This is a genomic window from Sutterella wadsworthensis 2_1_59BFAA, assembly GCF_000297775.1.
In the GTDB taxonomy this organism is placed as follows: domain Bacteria; phylum Pseudomonadota; class Gammaproteobacteria; order Burkholderiales; family Burkholderiaceae_F; genus Sutterella; species Sutterella wadsworthensis_A.
Map to the genome: position 1 here is coordinate 173,906 of NZ_JH815518.1, position 24,063 is coordinate 197,968.

The window sequence follows — 24,063 nt, forward strand, 5'->3', positions numbered from 1 at the left end:
TTGTGGTCAATGACGAGGTGTCATCAGGCCTGCGGCAGACGATTGAGCTGTTCGCGAACCTTGGCAAGCAGAGCGGTGAAGTCGGCAAGACGCTTCTTTTCCGTTTCGACCACCTGAGCCGGGGCGCGGGCAACAAAGCGTTCGTTGCCAAGTTTGGCTTCGCACTTGGCGACTTCGCCTTCGAGGCGGGTGACTTCCTTCGTGAGACGGTCGCGTTCGGCGGCGAGGTCGATTTCAACCTTGAGCATCAGCTTGAAGTCTCCGACGATGGCCACGGGAGCGATCGAGCCTTCGTTTGCACCGGTCATGTCCTCAACGTGCTCGACGGCCTCAAGGCGGGCGAGGGACTGAATGTACGGGGCGGCTTCGAGGCACTGTGCTTCGGGACCTGCGATGACGAGCGGGATGCGCTTGGCGGGCGGAAGTTGCATTTCGCTGCGCAGGTTGCGCACGGCATCGATCATGGCCTTGACCGCGTTCATGCGGGCTTCGGCTTCAGCATCAAGGCGGGCTTCGTCAAAGGTGGGGTAGGCCTGCACCATGACGGAGGTTTCCTCATCTTCGGCGCGGGTGCCTGCGATGACGGAGACCTTCTGCCAGAGTTCTTCCGTGATGAACGGAATGATCGGATGGGCGAGGCGCAGAACCGTTTCGAGCACCGTCACGAGCGTGTGACGCGTGGCGCGGCAGGACGCTTCGTCGCCCTTGAGCTGGACTTTGGTGAGCTCAAGGTACCAGTCGCAGTACTCGTTCCAGACGAAGGAGTAGATGGCGTTGGCGGCAACGTCGAGACGATAGTCGGCATAGGCCTGACGAACGTCACGGACGGTCTTTTCGAGCTCGCTCAGGATCCAGCGGTCGACGAAGGAGAACGTCATCGGTTCATTCGCAGTGGCGCCGATGCCGCAGTCCTGACCTTCGACGTTCATCAGCACAAAGCGGGTGGCGTTCCAGAGCTTCGTGCAGAAGTTGCGGTAGCCTTCGGCGCGCTTGAGGTCGAAGTTGACGTTGCGGCCGAGCGTAGCATAGGCGGCCATCGTGAAGCGGAGGGCGTCCGCGCCGTGGGCGGCGATGCCTTCCGGATAGTTCTTGCGAAGCTTCTTTTCAACCTGCGGGGCCTTTTCGGGCTGGCGCAGGCCCATCGTGTTCTTCTTCACGAGGTCTTCAAGACCGATGCCCTGAATGATGTCGAGCGGGTCGAGCGTGTTGCCTTCGGACTTGGACATCTTCTTGCCTTCGGCATCGCGCACGAGACCGTGGATGTACACGTTGTGGAACGGCACGCGGCCCGTGAAGTGCTTGGTCATCATGACCATGCGAGCGACCCAGAAGAAGATGATGTCGTAGCCGGTGACGAGCACGGTACTCGGCAGGTAGAGGTCGTAGGCCGTGCGGTCGTTGCCCTGCGGCTCGGGCCAGCCGAGCGTGGAGAAGGGGACGAGGGCGGAGGAGAACCAAGTGTCGAGCACGTCGGCGTCGCGCGTGAGCTTCACGCCTTCGCCTGCCTGCTTCTGAGCCTCTTCCTCGCTACGGGCGACATAGACGTTGCCGGCTTCGTCGTACCAGGCGGGAATCTGATGGCCCCAGAGAAGCTGGCGGGAAATGCACCAGTCCTGAATGTTCTCGAGCCACTGGCGGTAGACGCCGCGCCATTCCTTCGGGAAGATGTTGACTTCACCGGATTCGACGGCTTCCAGGCCGACTTCGCCGATGGACTTGCCCGGATAGAGGGTGCCTTCGGGAGCGGGTTTGCTCATAGCCATGTACCACTGGTCGGAGAGCATCGGCTCGACGATCTCGCCCGTGCGTGTGACGCGAGGAACCATGTGGCGGTGTTCCTTGATGCCGATGAGAAGGCCTGCGGCCTTGAGGTCCTCGACCACGGCCTTGCGGCACTCGTAGCGGTCCATGCCGCGGTACTTTTCGGGCACGTTGTCATTCATGCGGGCGGTCTTCGTCAGCACGTTGAGCATTGCGAGATTGTGACGGCGGCCGACTTCAAAGTCGTTGAAGTCGTGGGCGGGCGTGATCTTCACGCAGCCCGAGCCGAATTCGCGGTCCACGTAGCTGTCGGCGATGACGGGGATCGTGCGGCCGGTGAGCGGCAGGACGAGTTCCTTGCCGACCAGCGCAGTGTAGCGCTCGTCCTCTGGATTGACGGCGACGGCCTGGTCGCCGAAAAGCGTTTCGGGACGGGTCGTGGCAACGACGACGCCTTCCGTGCCGTCGGCGGCAGGATAGCGGATCTCCCACATGTGGCCGTTTTCCTCGGCGCTTTCGACTTCAAGGTCGGAGACGGCGGACTGAAGCTTCGGGTCCCAGTTGACGAGGCGGTTGCCGCGGTAGATGAGGCCCTCCTCATAAAGACGAACGAAGGTTTCAATCACGACCTTGGAGAGCTTTTCGTCCATCGTGAAGTAGGTGCGGTCCCAGTCGACGCTGTCGCCGATGCGGCGCATCTGGTTGAGAATCGTGCCGCCCGAGAACTTCTGCCATTCCCAGACTTTTTCAATGAACTGTTCGCGCGTCAGGGACTTGTAGTCAATGCCCTGCTTTTCAAGCTTGCGCTCGACGACGATCTGCGTGGCGATGCCGGCATGGTCCGTGCCCGGAATCCAGACGGTGTTGTAGCCGGCCATGCGGTGATAGCGCGTAAGCGTATCCATGACCGTCTGATTGAAGGCATGCCCCATGTGCAGAATGCCTGTGATGTTGGGCGGCGGAAGCTGAATGGAAAAGCTCGGCTTCTTCGGGTCGAGACCGGCCTTGAAGTAGCCGCGTTCCTCCCAGATCGGGTACCAACGCGCTTCGATGGCGGCCGGATCAAAGCTCTTGGCGAGCTCCTGAGTGTTCGTATCAGTCATTGTTAGCCAGTAAAAGGACGATGAGGAGTCTGCAGGAGGCGAGCTTCGGCCTGAGCCGGGACGCTTGGGCAGACAGTATGAAAATTCTGTTATTGTCGCACGAATTGCGGGGTGAAAAGAAAGCCCGCCGAAGTTTTTCAGGCGGGCCATGGTGCGCTGGATCAGCGGCGGGCGATCTTGTCGAGGTCAAGCCGCTCGAGTTCTCGGGAAACGGCCTCGGCGACCAGTCCGTTCACGGAGCGCTCGACATCCCCTCTGACGCGTGCGAGTGCGTTCTGAAGTGCCAGATCGAGCGTCTCGCGCAGCGCATGCTTCACGGCGGCTTCAACGGCAGGAGCGAGCTGTGCGGTGATAGCCGCTCGCTCATCCGGCGTGAGCCGGGCGGAAGATGTGGCGGTCTCGGCGGTGAGCACTTCTGGCGCAGGCGGTTCGTCCGCCCTGATCTGAGGCTGCGTGGAAGCAGCCGCTTCGCCGGCCAGCGTCCTGACGTCTCGCCAGGTGAGCTTCACGCGGTCCGTGAGGTCGACGGCACGGGAGTCGATGACGGGTTCCTTGCGTTCCATGGGCATGGGTCTCCAATGAAAAAGTCGTCTCAGCTTCGGCGGTCGTATGCAGCAAGCTCGACGCCTGCGGCCTTGTACGCGCGGAAGCGGCTGCGGGAGGCCTGAAGTTCCTCGGGCTTCGTGCTCACCACGTCGATGATGCGGCTGAAGCGGTCGAGGCGCTCCTGCCACTCGGGAGGAAGCTGATCGTCCAGAAGCAGAAGCACGTCGCCCTCAAGTTCCTCAAGACGGTTGGAAAGCCTGATGGGCGTCTCGCCTGCGAGAGGACTGCCTGCGCGCACGTGAGGCAGGAATGCCAGATCGTCAAAGCGCCAGAGGAGCGAGTCAAGCTCGCGGAGCCTGCGCTCGTCCGCCGTCCAGACGGCAAGCGTGAGCCCGCGCCGGTAAACGGTTCGGGCGACGAGACAGGCGTAGCGGAGCCGGTCGGGGACGTTGTAGTGAAAGTCGATCTTCTGCATGTCTGTCATTATGGCCGATGAGAAGCTCCCGAGGTGCGGCGATCAGCGCATCTTCTTGAGAAGGAAGCGCATGAGCATCGGCACGGGGCGCCCCGTCGAATGCCTGTCTCTGCCCGACGTGTTGGCCGTCGCCGCAATGTCGAGATGCGCCCAGCGGACGTCCTCTGCAAAGACGGAGAGAAAGGCCGCAGCACTGGAGGCGCCGCCGTCGCGCACCGTCGCCTGATTGGCGATGTCGGCGGCGGGCGTTTTCATCAGCTTGGCATACTCGGCTCCGATGGGCAGGCGCCAGACGTCGTCGAGCGAGTCGCGGCCGGCCTTGATGAGGTCGTGCGCGAGTGCATCGTCGGAGGTGAAGAGGCCGCTGTAGGGGGCGCCGAGAGCAACGCAGCAGGCTCCCGTCAGGGTGGCCGCGTCGATGATGAGCTCGGGCTTCTGACGCGCGGTCCACGTCAGGGCGTCTGCGAGAATCATGCGGCCCTCGCAGTCGGTGTTGAGAATCTCGATCGTCTTGCCCGAGAGGGAGGTGACGACGTCGCCCGGTTTGGCGGCGCTGCCCGAAGGAAGGTTCTCGCAGGCCGCCACGACGCCGAGAAGGTTGACGGGCAGCTTGGCACGGGCGGCGGCCATCACGGTGCCGATCACGACGGCCGCCCCCGACATGTCATAGGTCATGTCGGCCATGTTGGCGGCAGGCTTGAGCGAAATGCCGCCTGTGTCGAACGTGATGCCCTTGCCGACGAACGCGACGGGCGGAAGGGCGGCGTTGGTGCCGCGGTAGCGGATGGCAATGAAGCGGGGCGGAACGGTGCTTCCCTTGGCGACGGAAAGGAAAGCTCCCATGCCGAGCTCCTCGATCTGATGTTCGTCAAGAACCTCGACTTCGACGGTCGTCATGCCCGCAGCAGCGTTTTGAACGGCTTCGGCCAGATATGCGGGCGTGCAGACGTTGCCCGGCAGATCCGCAAGACCTCGGGAGATCGACATGGCCTCTGCCGTCACAACTCCTTCGTCCAGCCCCTGCACAAGCTTGTCGGTGACCAAATCATCGATCCAGAAGATGCGCTTGGTGCGGATGCCGTCATCGTGTTCCGTCTTGAGCGTGAAACGGGGTGTGAGCGCATTGAGGACGGCAGTGGAGAAAAGACGTGCGGAAGATTTGCCGCTCGTCTTCGGGGGGAGCCATTCCTGAACGGCGTAGGCCTGGGATTCCGCCCACGCGAACGCGCGGGCGGCCTTGGCTGCGCATTCGGCAAACACTTTGCGGGAGAAGTCCTTTTCCTCCCCAAGGCCGAGAACTGCAAAGCCGTTGGGGAAGGCCTCCGTTTCGCCGAGGAAGAGCGTGCTGCCAGCCTTGGCGTCGAAGGCGCCGCATTCGATCATGCGTGTGAGAGTGCCTCCGCGTGCTTCATCAAATTTAGCGGCGGAAGGCGTCAGACGAGGCTTGCCGCCGTTCAGAAAGACGCCGGCGATGAAGAGGGAGCCCGAGGCATCATCGGGCGAGGCCGTCGTGATGGCGGTGGAAAGAAATCGAAGAGCGGGAGTCATGCGTGTTTCCTGAAGACTGCGGGATGGCCGTAGGGCCGACAATATTCCATTCTAACTATCCCTAGGGTCAATGGCATTTCAATCCGCCCTGTCCGATAATGAAGAAGTTCAGCTTTTAGGAGTCTTCTCATGGATGCACAGCCGAAACTCAGACTTTCCCGTCCGACCAACCATCTTGAAGCCATTCTGTCGTTCTACGTCGACGGGCTCGGCTTTGAAGTTCTCGACCGCTTTGACAATCAGCAGGGATGGGACGGCGTGATTCTCGGTCACCGAGACTGGCCCTACCAGTTCGAATTCACGGCCCGTCGCGACGAGTCCGTGGTGCCGCCTGCACCGACGCCCGAGCACTTCCTGGTCTTCTGCATTTCCGAGGGCGAATATTGGCAGAAGCGTCTCAAGGCGCTCTTTGAGGCGGGCTTCCAGCAGGTGACGCCTCCCCAGCTCTATGCCGACGAAGGCACAGCCACTTACGAGGACCCTGACGGCTATCGAGTGGTACTCCGTTGCGGCCGATGGAAAAAATAAGGGTACCGTATTCGCGGTATACCAAGCCGGACGGAAACGGTGCATAATGCAATGCCTGTGCATCGCACGTCGAAGCATAGGTATCCGAAAGGTTCCAAGGGGGGGTAGCTCAGCTGGGAGAGCGCTGCGTTCGCAATGCAGAGGTCGGGAGTTCGATCCTCCTCCTCTCCACCAAAGACCTTTCAAGAAGTCCCGTACGGTTTTGCCGTAGCGGGATTTTTTTTCGCGCATGCATTGCACTCCGCCTTTTCGAGCCTGCGTAGTGACGCTGGGAATTCGGGAGCGGAGCTTTTTCGGAGAGATGACATGGCTGATGAAAACGATGACGACGAGGTCAGGCTTCCCGGACTGCCGCCCAACACGAAGAACTACATGACGCCCGCCTGCTACAGGAGACTTCTCGACGAGCGTGAGCATCTGGTCAATGTCGAGCGTCCCGAGGTCGTCAATGTCGTGTCCTGGGCGGCGAGCAACGGCGACAGAAGTGAAAACGGTGACTATCTGTACGGCAAGCGCCGTCTGCGTGAAATCGACAGGCGCATTCGCTTCCTCAACAAGCGCATCGAGTCGGCCGAGGTCGTGGATCCCGACTCCCGTCCCCCTACGGACCAGATTTTCTTCGGGGCGACAGTGCTCTACTGCGATCAGAAGGGCGAGGAGCACAAGATCCGAATCGTCGGTATCGATGAGGCCGATGCCAATCACGGTGACGTGAGTTGGATCAGTCCGATCGCCCGCGTTTTCCTCAAGGCTCGCGAGGGCGACGAAGTGAAGTTGCCGACGCCGGCAACCGTGACGCACCCTGCAGGCGTGGAGACGCTGGAGATTCTTGAGGTGACGTATACGAGCAGGCAGCCTCGCTGAGGCGTGTTGGTGATGAACCAGAAGGCCGGAGCAGCAATGCTCTGGCCTTCTGGTTCATGGGGAGGCGCGGGAGGTCAGCGTCGTGCCTGACGGCGGCGGTCCGATGGAATGCCCGCCTCGAAGACGCGCTTGACCTGCTCGACGTTGGCGTTCTGGCGGATCGTGCGCATCACGTGCATAAGATGACCGCGGTCGCGGACCTGAATGGTGATGCGGATGAACTTCTGAGCGTCCTCGTCGTCGATCATCATGCCGACGATGCTGGAGTTGGCTTCAGCGACGCTTGTCGCAACCTGAGCGATCGAAGCGTGAGGATCTTCGACGCGGATTTCGAGCGGTACGGCGAAGTTGGCGTTGCGCTGATCGGGCGCCCACTGGACGTCTACCCAGCGTGACGGTTCGGCCTTGCGGCCGCGCTCGACGTGCGGGCAGTCCGCGCGGTGGATGACGAGGCCGTGACCGGCGCGGCTGAAGCCCACGATCTTGTCGCCGGGGATCGGGTGACAGCACTTCGAGAGCTCGACGGCGACGCCTTCATTGCCACGGATGACGATCTCAGGCAGTGCAGTGGTGGCGAAGGCCTCTTTTTCCGTGTCGTGCATCAGGCGAACGAGGCGGTGAATGACGGTGGCGGGCAGGTCCTTGCCGAGGCCGATGGAGGCATAAAGGGCCTCCCTGCTTTCGACGCTCAGTTCGTTCTGGACCTTCTGCCAGACGGTGTCGGGAATGGCGTCGAGAGACAGGTGGTTGCCCTGAGCCAGACGTTCGAGTACGTCGCGGCCGAGGCTTGCGGCCTCGTCAAAGCGGCAGTTGCGCAAATACTGGCGAATTTCGGCTCGGGCGCGACCGGAGTGGATGAAGTCAAGCCATTCGGGGCTCGGGCTGGCGTCGGGAGACGTGATGATCTCCACCATGTCGCCGTTGTGAAGCTGAGCGGAGAGCGGACGGTCCTCGCCGTTGATGCGACAGCCGTTCGTGTGGTTGCCCACGTCCGTGTGGATCTGGTACGCGAAGTCGACGGGGGTGCTGCCTCTGGGCAGGGAGATGATCTGGCCCTTCGGCGTGAAGGCGTAGAGTCTGTTGGGGAAGAGGTCGACCTTGATGTTCTCGATGAACTCGCTGCTGTCCTGACTTGTGCGCTGAATTTCCATCAGGCTCTGGAGCCAGGCGGCGGTGCGGGACTGGATGTCGCTCGAGTCAAAGTCGTTCTTGAACATCCACTGCGTGAGGATGCCGTTTTCGGCGACCTGATGCATCTGCTCGGTGCGGATCTGGAATTCGACGGGAGTACCGTAGGGGCCGATCACGGTCGTGTGCAGGCTCTGGTAACCGTTGAGCTTCGGAATGGCGATGAAGTCCTTGAAGCGGCGGTGGATGGGCTTGTAGAGTCGGTGCAGGGCGCCGAGCGCAAGGTAGCAGTCGTCGACCGAGCGCACGATGACGCGGAAGCCGTAGATGTCGAGGGCGTCCGAGAACGATTGGTGGTTCTCGCGCATCTTGTTGTAGATGCCGTAGATCGTCTTGTCGCGCCCGATGATGCGTGCGCGGATGCCCTGCTTGGGCAGGAAGGCCTTGGTTTCGTTGAGAATGCGTTCGAGAACGGCGCGGCGGTTGTTGCGCATTAAAAGCACGTTCTCGTAGAGCACCTTGTAGCGAAGCGGATATCGGTTTGCGAAGCTCAGCTCCTGCAGCTCGCGGAAGACGTTGTTCATGCCGAGCTGGTGGGCGATCGGCACGTAGATGTCGAGCGTCTCGTTGGCGATGCGGGCGCACTTTTCGGGGCGCATGACGCCGAGCGTGCGCATGTTGTGCACGCGGTCTGCGAGCTTGACGATGACGACGCGAAGGTCGCGGGACATCGCGAGGAGCATCTTGCGGAAGCTTTCGGCCTGTGCCGCGGCAGCGGAGGAGAAGCGGAGCTTGTCGAGCTTGCTCACGCCGTCGACGAGTTCGGCGACCTCGATGCCGAATTTTTCCGCCATCTCTTGCTTGCTCGTGCCCGTGTCCTCAAGGACGTCGTGCATGAGGCCCGCCTGAATGGTCGGAGCGTCCATGCGCCAGGAAGCGAGAATGGAGGCGACGGCGATCGGGTGGGTGATGTAGGGTTCGCCGGACTTTCGAAACTGTCCGAGATGGGCGGCGTCGGCGTAGCGGTAGGCCTCGCGGATCTTTTCGACGTCAGGCGTGGCGAGGTACTGTCGGCAGAGCTCGACGAGCGCGGAGGCGGTGGCGGTGGCCGCAGGCGCCTTGGGCGTGAAGAGCGGCAGGTCGGCCTCAGGCATGGCGGCAGGCGCCACGGCGGTCACGGGAGCCTTGACGGCAGACTTGACGGAGGCTGCCTTGCGCGTTGAAGGAATGGGCTGAGGGGCCTGCGTTTTGCCGTCCTCGCTCGTAGCGTAGAGGTCGTCAGGATATTGAATTTGCTCGGCTGTCATAACGGCAGGGATTCCGTATTGATGAGGAGGGCTTCAGTCGCTGCGGGAGTTTCTTTCGCCTCTCGTCGCTTCGCACTATCGACCGCCCTGAATGCAAAAAGGCCAGGCGTTTCGCCCGCTTTCGCGGCAAAACGTGCCTGACCTGATGAAAGCTTGGTGCGTAACTGACAGTTTACGGCACGCGCTTCAACATTTCGAGTCCGACCTCGCCCTTGGCAATCTCGCGCAGGGCAACGACGGCGGGCTTGTCCTTGGCTTCAACCTTCGGGGCGTAGCCCTGCGTCAGATGACGGGCGCGGTAGGCAGCCACGAGAACCATCTGGAAGCGGTTCGGGATCTTCTTCAGGCAGTCTTCAACAGTAATACGGGCCATTTTGTTTGCTGGATAGATGGGAAAAACGAAAAATCGGCGGTTTGACGTGAGGGTCAGAGCGGAATGCCGAGCGAGGCGAACTGTTCGCGGTGGCGGACGGCCTGCTGACCGAAGGCGAGGCGGCTTGCAACAACCACGGCCTGCATCTGGGAAAGCGCCGTTTCAAAATCTTCATTGATTATAACGTACTCGAATTCGGGCGCATGCGACATTTCGGCACCAGCGCCGAGCAGACGGCGCGTGATCGTCTGTTCGGAATCCGTGCCGCGGTGGTGAAGGCGCCATTCGAGAGCCTCGATGGAGGGCGGCAGGATGAAGATGCCGACCGTGCCGTCGAAGCGTTCACGGACCTGACGGGCGCCCTGCCAGTCGATCTCGAGAAGAACGTCGTTGCCCTGGGCCATCTGGCCTTCGATCCAGATGCGGCTCGTGCCGTAGTAGTTGCCGTGGACAAGGGCGGACTCGAGGAATTCGCCGCGGTCGCGCATGGCGAGGAACTCGTGTTCGCTCACGAAGTGGTATTCGCGGCCGTTGACTTCGCCCGGACGGGGCTGGCGGGTCGTGTGCGAGATGGAGAGCTTGAGCGTAGGCTCGAGCTTGAGAAGTGCGTTGACGAGCGACGACTTGCCGGCGCCGGAGGGCGCCGTCACGAGAAACAGCCTGCCTGCGTGCAGCGGACGGGCAGCGGATTCACTGGACATTCGTGTTCTCCATCAATGGCTGACGGCGCGTGTGATGCGGCGCGCGCCGTCGGAGACCCGCCCGAAGGCAGGTCGGAAAAAATGAAAGGTCAATATTTTAAGGGAGACGGCGCCCTCTGTGGCGCCGTCTCCCCGTGATTTTTTTAAGCTGTCTCGCAACGGAACGGTTATTCGAGGTTCTGGATCTGCTCGCGCATCTGCTCGATGACGACCTTCAGCGCCAGAGAGGCGTTCGTCATTTCAATGGCGGCGGCCTTGGAGCCGAGGGTGTTGGCCTCGCGGTTCATTTCCTGCACGACGAAGTCAAGTCGGCGGCCGACGGCGCCGCCCTTATTCAGAATGCGTCGGACTTCGGTCACGTGCGTGTAGAGTCGGTTGATTTCCTCCTCGACGTCCATGCGCATGGCGTAGAGCGTCACTTCCTGACGGATGCGGTCGCTCACTTCCTCGCGGGTGAGCGTGCTCGTTTCGGTAAGTGCTGTGCAGAGGGCGTTTTCAAGGCGTTCCTTGAGCTTGCCCTCGATGTGGGCGAGGATTTCGGGCATGCGGCCCTTGACTTCGGTTACGACTTCTTCAATCTGCTGGCAGTTGTTGAGGAGCACGCTGGCGAGCGCCTCGCCTTCGCGGGCTCGGGAGGCGGTGAAGGCGTCGAGCGCGTTGTTGAGCACGGCAAGCACGGCGCTTGAGACGGCGTCCTGATCGATGCGGTCGTTCACCATGACGCCGGGCATCGAGAGGAGATCCGATACGGAGAGTTCACGGGCGTTGGGCACGGCATCGAGAACGGTTTGCTGCAGTTCGACGATGCGGTTCAGGACGGAAGCGTTGATGCGGGCGGGCACGGCGTTTTCATCCGGGGTGATGTAGCCTCGGATTTCCACCTTGCCGCGAGCAATGCGCTTCTGGATGGTCTCGCGGATCAGAGGATCGGCAAAGCGAAGGTCCTCGTTGAGTCGGAGCGTAAGGTCAAGGAATCGGGAGTTGACGGAACGGCACTCGAGGGTCACGGTTCCGAGCGGCGTGGGGCCCGACGCGACGGCATAGCCGGTCATGCTGGCAACGGTCATGGTTTGAGTCCTGTAGTGTTTGGTTGCGGCCGCATTGGATCTAGATTGAGATGCGGCGGAGAGAATATTGTATGCCATCATTCCCCAAACTTTTTGACGGAGAAAGAGACTGCGGGTATAAAGGGGGGAGAGCACTGTCCCTGAGGATGGCTGACTCTAAGCGTGAAGGATCGTTGCGGTAACTTGGGAGGTAAGATGAGCGGGCCGTTGGTTTCTATAGTAGTTCCTGTTTATAACGTCGAAAGTTATATTGAAGAATGTCTTCAGTCTGTGTGTTCTCAAACTTATGAAAACCTAGAGATTATTTGCGTTGATGATGTTGGCAATGACAGATCTATGGATGTTGTCAGGTCATTCGCAGTCAAGGATTGTAGGATAAAAATCATTGAGCATGATAAAAATAAGGGGTTGGCTGAGGCAAGAAACACAGGGTTGGAACATGTGTCAGGAGACTATGTTTTCTTCTTGGATTCTGACGATTGGTTGAGTATTGATGCAATTGAGAAATTTGTTCGTAGTGCAAAGGTGGGTGAGCCAGATATTGTTGTTGGTCAGGGGTTGGCATTCTCGGATGATGATACGAAGAATACGAGAATTGTTACGGAATCCGTGAATTTATGGTTGGCTCTTCCGAAAGAAGTGGAGGTGAGAGCAGGGAATTTGCTGATGATGGTGAGCAAAATACCTTGTGTTGCTTGGGGTAAGCTTTTTAGAATGGAATTTTTATTGAGTAATAAACTTAAGTTTATTACTCAAAATGTGCGTCATGAAGATAATGGATTTCATCTGAAGTGTATCGCGTGTAGACCAAGGGTTAGTGTTGTTAATGATTTTGTTTATCACTATAGAATACGTGCTTCGTCAATTATGGGGAAGATTAGGGAGACGGAAAAGGGAAGAGGTAAGGCGCTTTCTGATTATAGGAAGGTAATTGATGATGCTTGTGAGTTTGCTAGTAGCAAGGATGTGGCCTTTTCTGTTTTTATTCGTGATTCTGCCTTTGATGCTTATGCTTTTAGACGATTTGGTTGTGTCTTTTATTGGGGATGTTATCGAAAATTTATTCGAATTGGGCCGATTGTTTTTCTGAAGTTGGACGTGTCGTCTGATAGGGGGACTTATTATCTGAAGGTGTTTGGAGTGAAAGTTTTTGAAAAGCCCTTTGTGCTTTAATTGATAAAGTTGATGACTTGTATAAGTGAAGAGATAATGATGAGAGAGAGAAGAGATGATGAGTTGCGCCCGCTCAGCTTCCGTCGTGGTTTTACGAAATACGCGGAAGGCAGCGTGCTTGTTTCGGCAGGTGACACCCGCGTGCTCTGCACGGCGACCGTGACGCCGGGCGTGCCCCGCTTCCTGACGGGCAAGGGTGAGGGCTGGGTGACGGCCGAGTACGGTCTGCTTCCGAGGTCCACGGGCACGCGTTGCGATCGCGAGGCCGTCAAGGGCAAGCAGTCAGGCCGCACGCAGGAAATCCAGCGTCTGATCGGACGAAGCCTTCGCGCTGCGGTCGACCGAAGGAAGCTCGGTGAATTTACGATCCAGATCGACTGCGACGTTCTGCAGGCCGACGGCGGCACGCGTTGCGCCTCGATTTCAGGCGCTTGGGTTGCGTTGAGGGATGCCGTCAACGGCATGCTTGAAAAGGGGCAGATCACGGAGGACCCGATCCTCACTCAGGTGAGCGCCGTGTCGGCGGGCATTGTTGACGGTCGTCCCGTCCTCGATCTCAACTATGTTGAGGACAGCGGCAGCGACACCGACATGAACGTCGTGATGACGGGCGAGGGGCGCTTCGTCGAAATTCAGGGGACGGCGGAAGGCGCGGTCTTCAGTCGTGCAGAGCTTGACGAACTGCTGCGTCTTGCCGAAAAGGGCAATCTGGAAATCATGGCGCTGCAGCGTGCTGCGTTTGAGTAAGGTTGAGTAAGGGGAGATGGGGATGGAAAAGTCTCTGGTGCTTGCTTCCAACAACAAGGGAAAACTTCGTGAGTTTCAGGCGATGTTCGCCGAGTTCGGCGTCGATGTGATCAATCAGGGCGCGCTTGGTGTCGAAGCCTGTCCGGAGCCCTTCGGCACCTTCATTGAGAATTGTCTCGCCAAGGCTCGTCATGCGTCGAAGATGACGGGACGCCCCGCCATGGCGGACGATTCGGGCGTCTGCGTCAATGCCTTGAACGGCATGCCCGGCGTTTTGTCGGCCCGCTTTGCGGGAGAGCTGAGCAATGATGAGGCCAACAACCGTCTTCTGGTCGAGAGACTGCAGGGCAAGGACGACAGGAGGGCGCACTACACCTGCGTGCTGACGGCCGTGCGCACGCCCGACGATCCCGAGCCGCTCGTGGCCGTCGGCCGCTGGTACGGCGAAATCTGTGACGAGCCTGCGGGTGAGGGCGGCTTCGGCTACGATCCACACTTTTTCGTTCCAGAGTACGGTCGAACGGCCGCAGAGCTCACGGCTGAGGAAAAGAACCGCGTGAGCCATCGCGGCAAGGCCCTTGTGCAGATGCACAAGCTGCTTCGCGAGGCCTGGGGCTGGTGATGAGCGCTCAATCTTCGTGGACGGCTGAAGCGGTTGCGAATATTCCGCTGTCGCTTTATCTGCACTGGCCCTGGTGCGTGCGCAAGTGTCCCTACTGTGACTTCAACTCCCATGCCGCGCCTGCCGATTTGGCTGAAAGGGAATATGTCGACATGGTATTGAAGGATCTGGAGGGATGGCTTTCCGTCGCAGGCGGACGTCGAATCGAAACGGTCTTCATTGGCGGCGGCACGCCGAGCCTGATGAGCGGTGATGCCGTGGCCAGACTCCTTGAAGGGGCCGACGGACTGTTCGGGTTCACATCCGACTGTGAGATTACGCTTGAGGCCAACCCCGGCACAGTGGACGAGGGGCGCTTCAGGGCTTTCCGCGATGCAGGCGTCAACCGAGTTTCCGTCGGCGTGCAGAGCTTCATGAACGAAAAGCTTCGGAAGCTCGGAAGAATTCACATCGCAGATGAGGCTCTGCGCGCGGCCTCGCATGCGGGTGAGGTGTTCGGAAACTTCAACCTTGATCTGATGTTCGCGCTGCCTGGCGAAACACTCGAGGAGGTGGCGAGGGAGGTGGAGACGGCGGTTGCTACCGGAGCCACGCACCTTTCGTTCTATCAGCTCACGATTGAACCCGGTACCGCGTTCGCCAAGCGCGTCCCGGAGGGCCTTCCTGACGATGACCTCTGTGCGGACATGTCTGATCTGGTGATTCGCTCGCTCGAAGAAGCGGGCTTCGAGCACTACGAGGTATCGGGCTATGCCGGACCCGGGCGCCGCTGCCGCCACAACCTCAATTACTGGACCTTCGGCGACTATCTCGCTGCGGGAGCGGGCGCGCATGGAAAGGTTACGACGCAGGGCGGAGTTGTTCGTGAGGTGCGGCACGCATCCCCCCGCAAGTACATGGCTTCGGTTTCTGAAACGGGAAGCGGCATTGCCGAACGCAGGGTCGTCGAGTCTGAGGACCTTCCCTTCGAATTCATGCTCAACACCCTGAGACTCACGGAAGGCGTGCCTGCGGAACTTTTTGAGGCTCGCACTGGGCTTTCGCTCAAGGTCGTTGAGCCGATACTTTCCGATTTGCGTGTGCAGGGACTGCTGACGGCGGATAAGTCGGTGATTCGTCCGACAGCCAGAGGGCGGGCCTTTCTTTCGGATCTGCAGGAAGCCTTTCTCTGACGGATGGCGCAACCCGCACGCACTCGAAGAAGGCGCTCCTGAGGTGTTGAAATGCACTGATTTGGTGCGATAATAAAGCGTTCGCAACCAAGTCGGTGCGTTCAGCGCAGTGCAGGGGTGAAGCCTTCTGGGCGCAGGCATCGGCACAGGCGTCAGAATCGGGAAAACGCGCGTGAGAGTGCAGTCTTCGGGTTTTGGCACGCCTTTTGCTTGTATTGGAGTACGACCGTCGGGGGGCGCCCCCTTCGGCAGACAATTCCTCACAGGTCAGGCGCATGGATCGCCTTACCGGCTAATCTCTAGGAGAAAAATCAAATGACGTCCGCTTCTGATGTTCTGCAGATGATCAAGGACAACGATGTCAAGTTCGTGGACCTTCGCCTCACGGACACGCTCGGCAAGGAAATGCACGTGACGGTTCCCGCCGACTGCATTGACGAGGACGTGTTCGAGCTTGGACAGCCCTTTGACGGCTCGTCCTTTATCGGCTGGCGCGGTATTGAAGCCTCCGACATGCTTCTGATGCCGGATCCCGACAGCGCCCGCATGGACCCGTTCCGCGAGGTCAACACCCTCATTCTCCAGTGCAACGTGCACGAACCCAAGACTGGCAAGGACTATGACCGTGATCCGCGTTCCCTCGGCCTGCGCGCCGAAGCCTATCTGAAGTCGACGGGCATTGGTGACACGGCCTACTTCGGTCCCGAACCCGAGTTCTTCATCTTCGACAGCGTCCGCTGGGAACACCGCATGGGCAAGAGCTTCTTCGAAATCGACAGCGAAGAAGGTCCCTGGGCGACCGGTCTCAAGACGGAAGGCGGCAACCTCGGCTACCATAACCGCGTCAAGGGCGGCTACTTCCCCGTCTCTCCCGTCGATTCCTTTGCCGACATGCGCTCTGAAATGTGCACGCTGCTTGAACAGCAGGGCGTTGACGTTGAAATCCATCACCATGAAGTGGGCGGCGCAGGCCAGTGCGAAATCGGCACCCGCTTCAATACGCTCGTCAAGCGCGCCGACTGGACGCAGATTCTCAAGTACACGGTTCACAACGTCGCCGCCGCCTACGGCAAGACGGCTACGTTCATGCCCAAGCCCATCGAGGGCGACAACGGTTCCGGCATGCACGTCCATCAGTCCATCTGGAAGGACGGCCAGAACCTCTTTGCGGGCAACGGTTACGCCGGTCTCTCCGAGCTTGCGCTCTACTACATCGGCGGCGTCATCAAGCACGCCCGCGCCCTCAATGCCATCACGAATCCGTCGATCAATTCGTATCGTCGTCTCGTGCCCGGCTTTGAAGCGCCCGTGAAGCTCGCCTACTCGTCCTGCAACCGTTCGGCTTCCATCCGCATTCCGCACGTCAACAGCCCGAAGGCCCGCCGCGTTGAGGTTCGCTTCCCGGATCCGACGGCCAATCCCTATCTCGCCTTCTCCGCTCTGCTGATGGCCGGTCTCGACGGCATCCAGAACAAGATCCATCCGGGCGAAGCGGCCGACAAGAACCTCTACGATCTGCCGCCTGAGGAAAACGCCAAGATTCCGACCGTCTGTTCTTCGCTTGATCAGGCGCTCGAATATCTTGACCGTGACCGCGAGTTCCTGACCCGCGGCGGCGTCTTCTCCAACGACTTCATCGATGCCTACATCGCCGTGAAGATGGAGGAGGTCAACCGCTGGCGCCTCGCCGTGACGCCGATCGAATTCGACATGTACTACAGCCTCTGACCTCAGCCGTCGGAGTGACGCAGACCTGACAGGCGGGTGGCGGCTCGATTATCAAGCCGTCGCCCGCCTTTTTGTTTGGGAGAACCGTCCATGGTTGACTCGAAAAGCGCAGCAGGGTCGGAGGCCCCGTTTGCCATTCTCGACATGATGTCCGCCACGGTGTTGTTGACCGATACTTCGGGAAGGGTGCTCTGGGGCAACAGTGCGTCCGAAGTGCTGCTGGGATGTTCGAGGCGAACGTTTGTCGGCACGGACTTTCGCGACCGTCTCGCGGAGTGTGACGAGTGGTATGCGCATCTGGCGTCGGGGGCGGCCGTGGAGTCCGCCCGCGTGTTTGGGCGTCTGCTCAGGGCGCATCCCGGCGCTCAGCCTGACGACGTCCGCGTTCAGGTCGTGCTGACGTGCCTGCCCGAAGGCTGGCCCGCCTGCAGGGACGCCGGTGTTCTGATTGAAATCGTTGATGTCGAGGAAACGCTTCATCAGGACAGGGAGCGGATGAACTGCAAGCTGATGGACGCCAACAGGCAGCTTCTTCGAAATCTTGCGCATGAAATCAAGAATCCTCTGGGCGGCATCCGCGGTGCGGCGCAGCTCCTTGAGTCCGACCTCGTTCGTGAGGAGGATCGGGAATGCACGAGCGTCATCATTGGAGAGGCCGATCGTCTGCAGGCTTTGGTAGACCGTTTCCTTGCGCCCTATCGCCAGAAGGCGCAGTGCGAGGAGGTCAACGTTCATGAGGTGCTGGAGCACGTAAGAAGCCTGGTTGCGATGGAGTTCCCCGATGGACTCTCCTTTGTGCGCGACTATGACATTTCGGCGCCGAATGTGAGAGGCGACCGGGCCAGACTCACGCAGGTGTTTCTCAACATCGTCCGCAACGCGGCGGAAGTCATGGACGGGGAGCGTGCGGAGGAGCGGGCGGCCATTGTACTGAGGACCCGCATCGTGCGGGACGTGATGGCGGGAACGGAGCGTGTCCGAATGGCGCTTGCCGTCGACATCATTGACAACGGCCCCGGCGTTCCCGTCGACATGCAGGAGAAGATCTTCTACCCGCTGGTGACGGGGAGGGCCGAGGGATCGGGGCTGGGACTCAGTCTGGCCCAGACCTTCGTGAGGCAGGCGGGTGGTACGATCACGCTCGAGAGCGTTCCCGGGCGGACCGTCTTCCGAGTGCTGCTGCCGTTTTCGCAGTCTTGACGGTTCCTGATCTGAGAAAGAATTCAAGTAGTGAGCGAGAGAAGTCCTATGGGTGACAAGGAACAGAATGTACAGAGCGCCCCTGTCTGGGTTGTTGATGACGATCATGCCATCCGGTGGGTACTTTCACGGGCGCTTTCCAAGGCGGGCATCGAATGCAGGCTTTTCGAGGAGGCGGAGTCCGTACTGAAGGCGCTTGAAGACTCTGCGCCCATGGTGCTCGTGAGCGACATCCGCATGCCGGGAGTGTCGGGGGTGGATCTGCTGGCTCGTGTCAAGGCCAGAATGCCTAACCTCCCCGTCATCATCATGACGGCCTATTCGGATCTTGAGAGCGCCGTCTCGGCCTTTCAGGGCGGGGCCTTCGAGTATCTGGCAAAGCCCTTCGACATCACGAAGGCGGTCGAGCTCATCGAGCGCGCCATGAAGGAGGCTCAGAACATGACGCCAGCCGTAGAAGCGGAGGCGGAGCAGCCTGCATCGGAAGAGTCTGAGTCGCAGTCCGTTCCCGACCTCATCGGTCAGGCGCCTGCGATGCAGGAGGTCTTTCGCGCGATCGGGCGTCTTTCCCACAGCCTTGTGACGGTGCTGTTGACAGGTGAGTCCGGGGCGGGCAAGGAGGTCGTGGCCCGGGCCATCTGGCGTCACAGCCAGAGGGCGGCGAAGCCCTACATCGCCATCAATATGGCGGCCATTCCGCGTGATCTGTTGGAGAGCGAGCTTTTCGGCCATGAAAAGGGAGCGTTCACGGGGGCTACCGCACAGCGCCTTGGTCGTTTTGAGCAGGCGAGGGGCGGCACGCTCTTTCTCGATGAAATCGGCGACATGCCGATGGAACTGCAGACCAGGCTTCTGCGCGTTCTGAGCAACGGCTTCTTCTATCGCGTGGGTGGTCATCAGCCGATCAAGGCGGATGTCCGCATTATCGCCGCCACCAATCAGAATCTGGAGCAACGTGTAAAGGACGGCCTCTTTCGAGAGGATCTCTATCATCGTCTGAACGTGATTCGGCTGCGTCTGCCGCCGTTGCGCGAACGTCCAGAGGACATTGCGCCCCTGGCCGAACACTTCCTGCGCACCGAGGCACGCGCGCTTGGAGTGGAGGCGAAGCGCCTGACGCCGGAGGCACTTGCGCGGCTGGAGGCATTTCGCTTTCCCGGCAATGTCCGACAGCTTGAGAATCTCTGCCGATGGCTTCTCGTGATGGCGCCCGCCGTCGAGGTCCGTGTCGAGGACCTTCCCGAGGAATTCAGGGAGGCGTCCGAGAATGCACCTGCAAGGACGGCCGGCTCTTCTTCGGAAGGAGCCTCTGGCGACTGGACGGCTCTTCTGGAGGAGCTCGTGTCGGCGAAGCTTGCGGCAGGAGAGAGCGGCATATGGATCGAACTCTTTCCCGACTTCGAGAGAACGGTCATTCGAACGGCGCTCAACGTGCTGAACGGTCGCAGGATCGAAGCCGCACAGCGTCTGGGGCTTGGTCGCAACACCATCACGCGAAAGATTCAGGAACTGGGAATCGAGGAGTGAGGCTGGTTTGCGCGTGTTGCGATGAACGGTCTGCACGCGTGTCGGTATGATGCGCAGGACGGCCGGCATGCACGAAAGCAGGTGAGGGCCGGGTTGGTCAACTGTCGAGGAGGATCATGAACGATTGGAGGAAGGTGCTTCGCTGCCGAATGTCAGGAACAAGGGCAGGGCGCGCCTGGATGGTGTGGGCAATATGGGGCATGCTCGGCACTGCATTCACGATGGAGGGGACGACAGGAACCGAGGGGCTTGGAGGGCTGGGCATGGCTGCTCTGCTGACTGCTCCCTTCTGGCTGGCGTTTGTGCTCTGGCCTCTCTTCTGGATATGGCGACGTGTTCGAGACCGTCAGCTTTGGACGGAGAAGGTGGAGCTGTTGGTGCATGATCCCGAAAGTTCCGAGCCCTTCGGGCTTGAGGTGCTCTTCGGCAGAGACGGCGTGCGCGTGGCGGTGGATGAGGTGAATGGCGTTGAAGGACTTTCGGATGCCCTGACGGGAATTCCGACAAGGAAGCCTGATGAAGCGGCGGGGATTCCCTTTGAAACGTACGATGCCGCGGACCTCGCCGCCTGGGGTGTGGCATGGCTGGAGGTGCATCCTGACGGCGAGGGAGCGCTGGCCGAATTCGCACGCTGGACCGACACTCTGCGGCATGCCGACAATGCGGCACGCCGCTGAGCGGCTGATCAAAGCTCGAGCGTCACAGTTGCGGGAGCATGGTCGGAGGGTTGCAGGTTGCCACGCGGCCCCGTATCGATGTCTGCGGCTTTGACGCGCTCCTTCAGGGCTTCGGAGACCAGAAGATGGTCGATGCGAAGTCCGTGGTTGTTTTCAAAGCCTTTCATGCGGTAATCCCACCATGAATAGCGGGCGGATTCCTGAGAGACGAGCCTGAAGCTGTCGGAAAGCCCCAGCTTCAACAGTTCCCTGAATGCGGCGCGCTCGGGAGCGCTCACGAGAATGTCGTCCTTGCGCTCGGCAGGGTTCCATACGTCGGCGTTTTCAGGGGCGATGTTGAAGTCGCCGCCAAGGACGAGGTCGGGGCATTGCGTCAGCGTGTCCTTGAGATGCCTCGTCAAGGCGGCGATCCAGTCGAGCTTGTAGAGGTACTTCCAGCTTCCGGGCGTCATGCCGTTCGGGAAGTAGCCGCCGATGAACCTGATCGCTTTCTCCTCGCGTCGCGTTACAAGTGTGGCGGCCACGAAGCGCTTGTGGTCGTCGGGAAAGTCGGGAAGTCCGAGAAGCACATCCTCGGGAGGCAGGAAAACATCGCGTTTCGAAAGGAGCGCAACTCCGTTGTAGGTTTTCTGGCCTGTGAAGACGACGTCATAGCCCGCCTCTCTGATGGATTCGGCGGGGAATAGGTCGTCGGTGAGCTTCGTCTCCTGCAGGACGACCGCGTCGACGCCTGAGGTCTTCAGCCAGTCGAGCAACTGGGGAAGGCGGACCTTCAGGGAGTTGACGTTCCAGCTGGCTAGCGTGATGTTGGACAAGGGGCACCTTTTCTGGATGAAGATGGGAAAAAACGGCGGCCCCTCCGCCGTTTGGAAGAAGGGGCCGTTTCGGCGTCGGTCAGTTGACGGTCATGCCGCTGTGGCGCAGCAGGGCGTCGATTTCCGGACGGCGGCCGCGGAAGGCGATGAAGTTTTCCATCGCATCGCGGCTGGAGCCGCGTCCGAGGATTTCCCTTCGGAAGCGTGCGCCGGTCTCGGGATTGAGCACGCCCGTCTCCTCAAAGGCGGAGAACGCGTCGGCGGAGAGGACTTCGGCCCACTTGTAGCTGTAGTAGCCTGCGGCATAGCCGCCGGCAAAGATGTGGGAGAAGCTCTGCGGGAAGCGGTTGTAGTCGGGCGGGAAGCTCACGGCAACCTCTCGGCGCACGTCCTGCAGAAGGTCCTGAACGTCATCCGTGTCGGGATTGAAGCTCGTGTGCAGGAGCATGTCGAAGAGTGCAAACTCGACCTGTCGCACGCATGCCATACCGGACTGGAAGTTCTTGGCGGCGAGCATCTTTTCAAAAAGTGACTCGGGAATGGACTCGCCCGTCTCGACATGCTTCGCAAGTCCCTTGACAACGTCCCACTCCCAGGCAAAGTTCTCCATGAACTGGCTCGGAAGTTCGACGGCGTCCCATTCAACGCCGCTGATGCCCGAGACGGCGACCTCTGTCTGATCCGTGAGGAGATGGTGGAGGCAGTGGCCGAATTCGTGGAAGAGCGTCGTCACGTCGTCATGCGTGAGCGTGGCGGGGCGGCCGTTGACGCCCTGGGCAAAGTTGCAGACGAGATAGGCGACCGGCGTCTGCAGGACGCCGTCCATGACGCAGCGCGTGCGGTCGGCGTCCATCCAAGCGCCGGAGCGCTTGCCTTCTCGCGCATAGAGGTCGGCGTAGAAGGATGCGATGACCTCGTCGTCGCGACAGACTTCAAAGTACTTGACGTCGGAGTGCCAGACGCTGGCCGTGGCGGGACGGATGCGGATGCCGTAGAGCGTTTCCGCAAGCTTGAAGAGTCCTGAGAAGACCGTCGGTTCGGTGAAGTACTGCTTTACCTCCTGATCGGAGTAGCTGTAGCGGGCCTGACGCAGCTTTTCGGAAGCATAGGCCTGATCCCACGGCTGCATGTCGGCGATGTCGAGCTCATCAGCAGCAAAGGCACGAAGGGCCGCCATGTCCTTTTCGGCAAAGGGCTTGGCGCGGGAGGCGAGATCACGAAGAAAGGCGATGACTTCGGCAGGGGTATCGGCCATCTTGGTGGCAAGCGACGACTCCGCATAGTCGGCAAAGCCCAGAAGAGCCGCCTCTTCACGGCGAAGCCTGAGGATTTCACTGATGAGCGGGGTGTTGTCGTACTTGCCGCCGTCGAATTCGGAGGCTCGGGTCGAGAAGGCTCGGTAGAGGGTCTCGCGAAGCGAGCGGTCATCCGCGTACTGCATGACGGGCAGGTAGGACGGGAAGTGAAGCGTAATGCGCCAGCCTTCCTTTCCTGCGGACTTCGCGTTGGCGGCGAAGAGCGCCCTGGCATCCTCGGGAATGCCGGCAAGGCGCGTCTCGTCCGTGACGACAAGCTCCCAGGCATTGGTGGCGTCGAGCAGGTTTTCGCTGAACTTCTGGCTCAGCATGGAGAGCCTTTCGCCGACGACTTTGACGCGTGCGCGCTCGGCTTCGGGCAGCTCGGCGCCCGAGAGGCGGAAGTCGCGGAGTTCACGCTCGATGATGCGGCGTCGGACGGGCGGGAGAGAGGCGAAGCCGTCGGAGGCCTTCATTGCCTTGTACTTGGCGAAGAGCGCCTCGTTCTGAGACAGATCGATGAAGAGCTGCGTGACGGCGGGAAGCGCGGCATTGTAGGCGTCTCGCAACGCAGGCGTGTCGACGACGCTCTGCAGGTGGCCGACGACGCCCCAGCCGCGCGTGAAGGCGAGTGTCGCCTTTTCGAGCGGTTCGGCGACGGCCTCCCACGTGGCGGGCGTTTCGGGTGCCGTGACGCGTGCGAGCGTCTCCTCAAGATTCTTCGAGAGCGTCTCGACGGCGGGGGCCACGTGCTCGGGACGGACGGAGGCGTAGTCGATCAGGCCCGACGCATTGAGCAGGGGATTGACGGATTCGGTCATGGCGGTGCGTCTCCCTGTCATCAGAGACCGAGGCGGCGTTCGACCGCCTCGACGGTGTTGGTCATCAGCATGGCGATCGTCATGGGGCCCACGCCGCCCGGGACGGGAGTGATGGCGGATGCGACTTCGCGGACGTTTTCGTAGTCGACGTCGCCGCAGAGCTTGCCGTTTTCATCCCTGTTCATGCCGACGTCGATCACGACGGCGCCGGGCTTCACCATGTCGGCCTTGACCATCTTGGCGCGGCCGACGGCGGCGACGAGAATGTCGGCGCGGCGGGTGTGCTCGGCCAGATCTGTCGTGCGGCTGTGCACGATCGTGACGGAGGCGTTCTTTTCGAGAAGCATCAGCGCCTGGGGCTTGCCCACGATGTTGGAGCGGCCGATCACGACGGCATGCTTGCCGGCGGGATCGCACCCCGCTTCCTCAAGAAGCTTCATGACGCCGTAGGGCGTACACGGACGAAAACCAGTGCGACCCGTGAGGAGAGAGCCGGCGGAGACGACATGGAAGCCGTCGACGTCCTTTTCGGGAGAGATGGCGGCGATGACGAGTTCGGAGGAGAGGTGCTTCGGAAGCGGAAGCTGCACGAGGATGCCGTCCACGGCGTCGTCATGGTTCAGTCTGTCGATGACGGCGAGGAGTTCGGCTTCGGTCGTTTCGGCGGGCATGCGGATTTCATCAGAGCGGATGCCCGTGCGCTCGCAGGCGCGGACCTTGTTGCGGACGTAGACCTGGCTGGCGGGATCCTCGCCCACGAGGACGACGGCGAGTCCGGGACGGTGCCCGTGTTCGGTGCATGCCTCGACGCGGGTCTTGAGTTCGTCCTGGATGCGTGCGGCAAGTGCCTTGCCGTCAATGATCTTGGCTGTCATTAAGAAACCT

At 60.5% G+C, this 24,063-nt stretch carries 21 protein-coding genes and 1 tRNA gene; 11 read left to right on the top strand and 11 right to left on the bottom strand.

All coding sequences use genetic code 11. The features are described from left to right. Positions 1–23 precede the first annotated feature (23 nt). The 4 genes from HMPREF9465_RS09035 to HMPREF9465_RS09050 all read right to left on the bottom strand — a co-directional run bounded on the left by HMPREF9465_RS09035 (position 24) and on the right by HMPREF9465_RS09050 (position 5,433). Positions 24–2,864 (bottom strand): valine--tRNA ligase, encoded by a 2,841-nt coding sequence (locus tag HMPREF9465_RS09035; protein WP_005436198.1) that lies wholly within the window; start codon positions 2,862–2,864, stop codon positions 24–26. A 161-nt stretch (positions 2,865–3,025) separates the two neighbouring features. After that, positions 3,026–3,427 (bottom strand): hypothetical protein, encoded by a 402-nt coding sequence (locus tag HMPREF9465_RS09040; protein WP_005436199.1) that lies wholly within the window; start codon positions 3,425–3,427, stop codon positions 3,026–3,028. 29 nt (positions 3,428–3,456) lie between these two features. Continuing rightward, the gene (locus HMPREF9465_RS09045) at positions 3,457–3,885 is read right to left on the bottom strand and encodes a DNA polymerase III subunit chi (protein WP_038007466.1); all 429 of its coding nucleotides are present in this window, start codon (positions 3,883–3,885) and stop codon (positions 3,457–3,459) included. A 42-nt stretch (positions 3,886–3,927) separates the two neighbouring features. Then, positions 3,928–5,433 (bottom strand): leucyl aminopeptidase, encoded by a 1,506-nt coding sequence (locus HMPREF9465_RS09050; RefSeq protein WP_005436202.1) that lies wholly within the window; start codon positions 5,431–5,433, stop codon positions 3,928–3,930. A 129-nt stretch (positions 5,434–5,562) separates the two neighbouring features. Here HMPREF9465_RS09050 and HMPREF9465_RS09055 point away from each other — a divergent pair, with 129 nt between their 5' ends. The 3 genes from HMPREF9465_RS09055 (at position 5,563) to greB (ending at position 6,825) form a co-directional block, all read left to right on the top strand. Further along, a complete protein-coding gene (locus HMPREF9465_RS09055) occupies positions 5,563–5,961 on the top strand; it encodes a VOC family protein (protein ID WP_005436204.1) in 399 nt (132 codons plus the stop codon). A 98-nt stretch (positions 5,962–6,059) separates the two neighbouring features. Beyond that, a tRNA-Ala gene (locus HMPREF9465_RS09060) sits at positions 6,060–6,135 on the top strand. Positions 6,136–6,267: 132 nt separating this feature from the next. Beyond that, the gene (gene greB, locus HMPREF9465_RS09065) at positions 6,268–6,825 is read left to right on the top strand and encodes a transcription elongation factor GreB (RefSeq protein ID WP_005436206.1); all 558 of its coding nucleotides are present in this window, start codon (positions 6,268–6,270) and stop codon (positions 6,823–6,825) included. Positions 6,826–6,899: 74 nt separating this feature from the next. Here the strand turns inward: greB and HMPREF9465_RS09070 are convergent, their stop codons facing one another. The 4 genes from HMPREF9465_RS09070 to HMPREF9465_RS09085 all read right to left on the bottom strand — a co-directional run bounded on the left by HMPREF9465_RS09070 (position 6,900) and on the right by HMPREF9465_RS09085 (position 11,401). Continuing rightward, the gene (locus tag HMPREF9465_RS09070) at positions 6,900–9,260 is read right to left on the bottom strand and encodes a RelA/SpoT family protein (protein ID WP_005436209.1); all 2,361 of its coding nucleotides are present in this window, start codon (positions 9,258–9,260) and stop codon (positions 6,900–6,902) included. A gap of 172 nt (positions 9,261–9,432) precedes the next feature. Beyond that, complete coding sequence (gene rpoZ, locus HMPREF9465_RS09075) at positions 9,433–9,633, bottom strand: DNA-directed RNA polymerase subunit omega (protein WP_005436211.1); 201 nt, start codon at positions 9,631–9,633, stop codon at positions 9,433–9,435. Between the two features lie 53 nt (positions 9,634–9,686). Next, entirely contained in the window at positions 9,687–10,334 is a 648-nt protein-coding gene (gene gmk / locus HMPREF9465_RS09080; RefSeq protein ID WP_005436213.1) for a guanylate kinase, read from the bottom strand. Positions 10,335–10,501: 167 nt separating this feature from the next. Next, positions 10,502–11,401: a YicC/YloC family endoribonuclease gene (locus HMPREF9465_RS09085; protein ID WP_005436215.1), complete on the bottom strand. Its 900-nt coding sequence runs from the start codon at positions 11,399–11,401 to the stop codon at positions 10,502–10,504. Positions 11,402–11,563: 162 nt separating this feature from the next. On the opposite strand from HMPREF9465_RS09085, the gene HMPREF9465_RS12865 reads away from it, so the two are divergent. The 8 genes from HMPREF9465_RS12865 (at position 11,564) to HMPREF9465_RS12490 (ending at position 20,247) form a co-directional block, all read left to right on the top strand. Further along, entirely contained in the window at positions 11,564–12,574 is a 1,011-nt protein-coding gene (locus HMPREF9465_RS12865) for a glycosyltransferase family 2 protein (RefSeq protein ID WP_147645309.1), read from the top strand. Positions 12,575–12,613: 39 nt separating this feature from the next. Beyond that, the gene (gene rph, locus HMPREF9465_RS09090) at positions 12,614–13,321 is read left to right on the top strand and encodes a ribonuclease PH (RefSeq protein ID WP_005436217.1); all 708 of its coding nucleotides are present in this window, start codon (positions 12,614–12,616) and stop codon (positions 13,319–13,321) included. A 22-nt stretch (positions 13,322–13,343) separates the two neighbouring features. After that, positions 13,344–13,943 (top strand): RdgB/HAM1 family non-canonical purine NTP pyrophosphatase, encoded by a 600-nt coding sequence (rdgB, locus tag HMPREF9465_RS09095; RefSeq protein WP_005436219.1) that lies wholly within the window; start codon positions 13,344–13,346, stop codon positions 13,941–13,943. Continuing rightward, positions 13,943–15,115: a radical SAM family heme chaperone HemW gene (hemW, locus tag HMPREF9465_RS09100; protein ID WP_005436221.1), complete on the top strand. Its 1,173-nt coding sequence runs from the start codon at positions 13,943–13,945 to the stop codon at positions 15,113–15,115. Before rdgB ends, hemW begins: the two co-directional genes overlap by 1 nt. A 315-nt stretch (positions 15,116–15,430) precedes the next feature. After that, complete coding sequence (glnA, locus tag HMPREF9465_RS09105; RefSeq protein ID WP_005436222.1) at positions 15,431–16,843, top strand: type I glutamate--ammonia ligase; 1,413 nt, start codon at positions 15,431–15,433, stop codon at positions 16,841–16,843. 90 nt (positions 16,844–16,933) lie between these two features. After that, positions 16,934–18,043: a nitrogen regulation protein NR(II) gene (gene glnL / locus HMPREF9465_RS09110; protein WP_005436224.1), complete on the top strand. Its 1,110-nt coding sequence runs from the start codon at positions 16,934–16,936 to the stop codon at positions 18,041–18,043. Between the two features lie 48 nt (positions 18,044–18,091). Next, positions 18,092–19,570, top strand: coding sequence for a nitrogen regulation protein NR(I) (gene ntrC, locus HMPREF9465_RS09115; protein ID WP_005436226.1), 1,479 nt, complete (start codon positions 18,092–18,094; stop codon positions 19,568–19,570). Positions 19,571–19,833: 263 nt separating this feature from the next. After that, on the top strand, positions 19,834–20,247 hold the full coding sequence (locus tag HMPREF9465_RS12490; RefSeq protein ID WP_147645311.1) for a hypothetical protein: 414 nt from the start codon (positions 19,834–19,836) through the stop codon (positions 20,245–20,247). Positions 20,248–20,255: 8 nt separating this feature from the next. Here HMPREF9465_RS12490 and xth read toward each other — a convergent pair whose 3' ends face one another. The 3 genes from xth to folD all read right to left on the bottom strand — a co-directional run bounded on the left by xth (position 20,256) and on the right by folD (position 24,053). After that, positions 20,256–21,062, bottom strand: coding sequence for an exodeoxyribonuclease III (gene xth / locus HMPREF9465_RS09125; protein ID WP_005436238.1), 807 nt, complete (start codon positions 21,060–21,062; stop codon positions 20,256–20,258). Positions 21,063–21,141: 79 nt separating this feature from the next. After that, positions 21,142–23,178 (bottom strand): M3 family metallopeptidase, encoded by a 2,037-nt coding sequence (locus HMPREF9465_RS09130; RefSeq protein WP_005436239.1) that lies wholly within the window; start codon positions 23,176–23,178, stop codon positions 21,142–21,144. A gap of 20 nt (positions 23,179–23,198) precedes the next feature. Beyond that, positions 23,199–24,053 carry a bifunctional methylenetetrahydrofolate dehydrogenase/methenyltetrahydrofolate cyclohydrolase FolD gene (gene folD, locus HMPREF9465_RS09135; RefSeq protein ID WP_005436241.1) on the bottom strand — a complete coding sequence of 285 codons (855 nt, stop codon included), beginning with the start codon at positions 24,051–24,053 and terminating at the stop codon, positions 23,199–23,201. Positions 24,054–24,063 lie beyond the last annotated feature (10 nt).

Bases quoted from the DNA above. Each gene is read 5' to 3' on its own strand.
- HMPREF9465_RS09045 (WP_038007466.1), bottom strand. From the start codon at position 3,885: ATGCAGAAGATCGACTTTCACTACAACGTCCCCGACCGGCTCCGCTAC.
- glnA (WP_005436222.1), top strand. From the start codon at position 15,431: ATGACGTCCGCTTCTGATGTTCTGCAGATGATCAAGGACAACGATGTC.
- HMPREF9465_RS09070 (WP_005436209.1), bottom strand. From the start codon at position 9,260: ATGACAGCCGAGCAAATTCAATATCCTGACGACCTCTACGCTACGAGC.
- rph (WP_005436217.1), top strand. From the start codon at position 12,614: ATGAGAGAGAGAAGAGATGATGAGTTGCGCCCGCTCAGCTTCCGTCGT.
- rdgB (WP_005436219.1), top strand. From the start codon at position 13,344: ATGGAAAAGTCTCTGGTGCTTGCTTCCAACAACAAGGGAAAACTTCGT.
- HMPREF9465_RS12490 (WP_147645311.1), top strand. From the start codon at position 19,834: ATGGCTGCTCTGCTGACTGCTCCCTTCTGGCTGGCGTTTGTGCTCTGG.
- HMPREF9465_RS09035 (WP_005436198.1), bottom strand. From the start codon at position 2,864: ATGACTGATACGAACACTCAGGAGCTCGCCAAGAGCTTTGATCCGGCC.
- HMPREF9465_RS09130 (WP_005436239.1), bottom strand. From the start codon at position 23,178: ATGACCGAATCCGTCAATCCCCTGCTCAATGCGTCGGGCCTGATCGAC.
- HMPREF9465_RS09050 (WP_005436202.1), bottom strand. From the start codon at position 5,433: ATGACTCCCGCTCTTCGATTTCTTTCCACCGCCATCACGACGGCCTCG.
- hemW (WP_005436221.1), top strand. From the start codon at position 13,943: ATGAGCGCTCAATCTTCGTGGACGGCTGAAGCGGTTGCGAATATTCCG.
- greB (WP_005436206.1), top strand. From the start codon at position 6,268: ATGGCTGATGAAAACGATGACGACGAGGTCAGGCTTCCCGGACTGCCG.
- folD (WP_005436241.1), bottom strand. From the start codon at position 24,053: ATGACAGCCAAGATCATTGACGGCAAGGCACTTGCCGCACGCATCCAG.
- rpoZ (WP_005436211.1), bottom strand. From the start codon at position 9,633: ATGGCCCGTATTACTGTTGAAGACTGCCTGAAGAAGATCCCGAACCGC.
- HMPREF9465_RS09040 (WP_005436199.1), bottom strand. From the start codon at position 3,427: ATGGAACGCAAGGAACCCGTCATCGACTCCCGTGCCGTCGACCTCACG.
- glnL (WP_005436224.1), top strand. From the start codon at position 16,934: ATGGTTGACTCGAAAAGCGCAGCAGGGTCGGAGGCCCCGTTTGCCATT.
- ntrC (WP_005436226.1), top strand. From the start codon at position 18,092: ATGGGTGACAAGGAACAGAATGTACAGAGCGCCCCTGTCTGGGTTGTT.
- gmk (WP_005436213.1), bottom strand. From the start codon at position 10,334: ATGTCCAGTGAATCCGCTGCCCGTCCGCTGCACGCAGGCAGGCTGTTT.
- HMPREF9465_RS09055 (WP_005436204.1), top strand. From the start codon at position 5,563: ATGGATGCACAGCCGAAACTCAGACTTTCCCGTCCGACCAACCATCTT.
- HMPREF9465_RS09085 (WP_005436215.1), bottom strand. From the start codon at position 11,401: ATGACCGTTGCCAGCATGACCGGCTATGCCGTCGCGTCGGGCCCCACG.